The 3,681-nt window shown below is 61.2% G+C and carries 4 protein-coding genes; 3 read left to right on the forward strand and 1 reads right to left on the reverse strand.

Annotation, left to right across the window (positions count from 1 at the left end; genetic code table 11):
- Positions 1–114: 114 nt before the first annotated feature.
- Positions 115–996: a LysR family transcriptional regulator gene (locus tag ACW9HW_RS29465; protein WP_457402851.1), complete on the reverse strand. Its 882-nt coding sequence runs from the start codon at positions 994–996 to the stop codon at positions 115–117.
- A 127-nt stretch (positions 997–1,123) separates the two neighbouring features.
- Here ACW9HW_RS29465 and ACW9HW_RS29470 point away from each other — a divergent pair, with 127 nt between their 5' ends.
- From ACW9HW_RS29470 to catA, 3 genes are read left to right on the forward strand one after another with little or no spacing between them, the layout of a single operon-like run.
- Complete coding sequence (locus ACW9HW_RS29470; RefSeq protein WP_457402853.1) at positions 1,124–2,272, forward strand: muconate cycloisomerase family protein; 1,149 nt, start codon at positions 1,124–1,126, stop codon at positions 2,270–2,272.
- A 10-nt stretch (positions 2,273–2,282) separates the two neighbouring features.
- Positions 2,283–2,573, forward strand: coding sequence for a muconolactone Delta-isomerase (gene catC, locus ACW9HW_RS29475; RefSeq protein WP_008029082.1), 291 nt, complete (start codon positions 2,283–2,285; stop codon positions 2,571–2,573).
- A 54-nt stretch (positions 2,574–2,627) separates the two neighbouring features.
- On the forward strand, positions 2,628–3,557 hold the full coding sequence (gene catA, locus ACW9HW_RS29480; protein WP_095193605.1) for a catechol 1,2-dioxygenase: 930 nt from the start codon (positions 2,628–2,630) through the stop codon (positions 3,555–3,557).
- The last annotated feature ends 124 nt before the right edge of the window (positions 3,558–3,681 follow it).

Genomic DNA, 3,681 nt, shown 5'->3' on the forward strand with positions numbered 1-3,681 from the left:
GGCTGCGAAGCGGCCCCAAAGAGGCATTGCGGCTGGACAATTTTTTAGGGCCGCTGCGCGCCCCAGCGGGAGCAAGCTCCCTCGCCACAGGTATTCATTGCCCATGGCATTCGATTACTGTGGCTGTAGCTCTTCAATCATCCGCAAACAATGGTTCAACCCCGGCGAAACATCGCCCACCCGTCGGCTGAGAATGATCGGCGAGGTCGCGTTGTCTTCCAGCAGTGGCGTGAAGCCGATGTCGTCGCGGTGCAGCAATTGCACCGAGGCCGGCACCAGCGTGACCCCGATCCCGGCCCCCACCAGACCGATCGCCGTTTGCAGCTCATTGGTCCATTGCGCCACGTGGATGCTCACGCCATAGGATTCGAACAGGGCGATCACATGGTCTGCATAGCTGGGGCGTGGATTGCCGGGGTAGAGCACGAAGGGTTCCCGGGCCAGGTCGCGCAGGCTGATGGGCCCGGCCAGCAGAGGGTGTCCGGCGGGCAGGGCGGCGACCAGGCGATCTTCGGTCAGGACTGTCTGGACAATCGCGGGGTCGTCGATGCGGATCCGGCCGAAGCCGATATCGATGCGTCCGGCCTTGAGCGCTTGTACCTGTTGCAAGGTGGTCATTTCCGACAGCCCCAGCTCCAGCTCCAGTGACTCGCCGCTGCGCAAGCGGCGGATCAGTTCCGGTAGTACGCCGTACAGCGTCGACGGTGCGAAACCGATGCCCAGCCAGGTCTTTTCCCCCAGGCCGATGCGCCGCGTGTTGTCGCAAACCTTGTTCAGTTGTTCGAGCAGGGCGGTGGAGTGTTCATGGAAAAACCGCCCGGCATCCGTCAGCTTCAGCGGCCGACCGCGCTCCAGCAGCATCACCCCCAATTCGTCCTCCAGTTGCTGGATCTGCCGGCTCAGGGGCGGCTGGGCGATGTGCAGCAACTCGGCGGCGCGAGTGAAGTTGAGGGTTTGAGCCAATACCTGGAAGTAACGCAGGTGACGCAGTTCCATGGAGCCTCCAGTCGTAGATCGATTGCATACCTTAAAGGTATCAAGTCAGACCAATTCTATATTGGCATCGAGAAAAAAGCCGTACGAGAATCGATTCCAGAACTCCAAGAACCTGATGGGTATCGAAATGCTTGCAACTGCCATTGAATCGATCGAGACGATCATCGTCGATCTGCCAACCATCCGCCCGCACAAGCTGGCGATGCACACCATGCAGAACCAGACCCTGGTGATCATTCGCGTGCGGTGCGCCGATGGCATCGAAGGTATCGGCGAGTCCACCACCATCGGTGGCCTGGCTTACGGCAATGAAAGCCCTGACAGCATCAAGACCAACATCGACACACACTTCGCGCCGCTGTTGATCGGCCAGGACAGCGGCAATGTCAACGCGGCGATGCTGCGCCTGGAACGCAGCATCCGTGGCAACACCTTCGCCAAGTCCGGTATCGAAACCGCGCTGCTCGACGCCCAGGGCAAGCGCCTTGGTGTGCCGGTCAGCGAGTTGCTCGGCGGCCGTGTTCGCGATGCGTTGCCGGTGGCCTGGACCCTGGCCAGTGGCGATACCCAGAAGGACATCGCCGAAGCGGAAAAAATGCTCGACCTGCGCCGCCACCGCATCTTCAAACTGAAAATCGGTGCCGGCGAGGTCAACCGCGACCTGGCCCACGTCATTGCCATCAAGAAAGCCCTGGGCGATCGCGCCAGCGTACGGGTCGATGTCAATCAGGCCTGGGACGAAGCGGTGGCGCTGCGAGCCTGCCGAATACTTGGCACCAATGGCATCGACCTGATCGAACAGCCGATTTCGCGCAATAACCGTGCCGGCATGGCGCGCCTGAATACCATGAGCCCGGCGCCGATCATGGCCGACGAGTCCATCGAGTGCGTGGAAGATGCGTTCAACCTGGCCCGCGAAGGCGCGGCATCGGTGTTCGCCCTGAAGATCGCCAAAAATGGTGGCCCGCGCGCTGTGCTGCGTACTGCCGCTATCGCCGAAGCGGCCGGCATCGGCCTGTATGGCGGGACCATGCTCGAAGGCGGCATTGGCACCATGGCCTCGGCCCATGCCTTTGTGACCCTGAACAAACTGGCGTGGGACACCGAACTGTTCGGCCCGCTGCTGCTGACTGAAGACATTCTCGGCGAACCGCTGGTGTATCGCGATTTCGAGCTGCATGTGCCGAAAGCCCCGGGGCTGGGCCTGAGCCTGGATGAAGAACGCCTGGCGTTTTTCCGCCGCGACAAGACATCCACTGCCATTCATCAAGCCTGAGGAGAGCATTATGCTGTTCCACGTAAAGATGACCGTGAATTTGCCGGTCGACATGAACCCCGAACGCGCCGCGCAGCTCAAGGCCGACGAAAAAGCCCTGGCCCAGCGCCTGCAGGACCAAGGCAAGTGGCGTCACCTGTGGCGTATCGCCGGCCTGTACGCCAATTACAGCGTGTTCGATGTCGACAGCGTCCAGGAACTGCACGATTTGCTCATGCAATTGCCGCTGTATCCGTACATGGCGATCGAAGTCACCGCGATGTGCCGGCATCCTTCGTCCATTCGCGAGGATGACCGCTGAACCCAGCCTGTTCAGTTCGCTATGCCAATAATTACAAGATGAGGAACCGATAAAATGAACGTCAAGATTTCCCACACTGCCGAAGTCCAGAAATTTCTCGAAGAAGCCAGCGGCCTGCTGAACGATGCCGGCGATCCACGGACCAAAGCGCTGGTCTACCGCATCCTGCGTGATTCGGTGAACATCATCGAAGACCTCGCCGTGACCCCGGAAGAGTTCTGGAAAGCGGTCAACTACCTCAACGTGCTGGGTGCACGCCAGGAGGCCGGGCTGGTAGTGGCCGGGCTGGGCCTGGAACATTACCTCGACCTGCTGATGGATGCCGAAGACGAACAGGCCGGCAAATCCGGCGGTACCCCGCGCACCATCGAAGGCCCGCTGTACGTGGCCGGTGCGCCGCTGTCCCAAGGTGAAGCGCGTCTGGACGATGGCGTCGATCCGGGTGTGACCCTGTTCATGCAAGGCCGCGTATTCAACACCGCTGGCGAACCCTTGGCCGGCGCCGTGGTGGATGTCTGGCACGCCAACACCGGTGGCACCTATTCGTACTTCGATACCACGCAATCGGAATTCAACCTGCGCCGCCGTATCGTCACCGATGCCGAAGGCCGCTACCGTTTCCGCAGCATCGTGCCGTCGGGCTACGGCTGCCCGCCGGACGGTCCGACCCAGCAACTGCTCGATCAACTGGGCCGTCACGGCCAGCGCCCGGCGCACATCCACTTCTTCATTTCCGCGCCGGACCATCGCCACCTGACCACCCAGATCAACCTGGATGGTGATCAGTACCTGCACGACGATTTCGCCTACGCCACCCGCGATGAACTGATTGCGAAAATCACCTTCAGCGAAGACCAGGCGCGTGCAGCGGCGCACGGTGTCAGCGGTCGCTTTGCCGAAATCGACTTCGACTTCACCCTGCAGTCGTCGGCCCAGCCTGAAGAGCAGCAGCGCCACGAGCGGGTTCGTGCACTGGAGGACTGATCGCCTCTAACTGCGCAACCTTGGTGGGAGCGAGCCTGCTCGCGAAGGGGGAGTCAGCTTCAACATCGATGTTGACTGGCACACCGCTTTCGCGAGAAGGCTCGCTCCCACATTCGATCGCGTT

The organism is Pseudomonas sp. SDO5532_S415, assembly GCF_054071155.1.

What these genes read in the sequence shown, in the direction of transcription:
- ACW9HW_RS29465 (WP_457402851.1), bottom strand. Translation starts at nt 996, where the DNA reads ATGGAACTGCGTCACCTGCGTTACTTCCAGGTATTGGCTCAAACCCTC.
- ACW9HW_RS29470 (WP_457402853.1), top strand. Translation starts at nt 1,124, where the DNA reads ATGCTTGCAACTGCCATTGAATCGATCGAGACGATCATCGTCGATCTG.
- catC (WP_008029082.1), top strand. Translation starts at nt 2,283, where the DNA reads ATGCTGTTCCACGTAAAGATGACCGTGAATTTGCCGGTCGACATGAAC.
- catA (WP_095193605.1), top strand. Translation starts at nt 2,628, where the DNA reads ATGAACGTCAAGATTTCCCACACTGCCGAAGTCCAGAAATTTCTCGAA.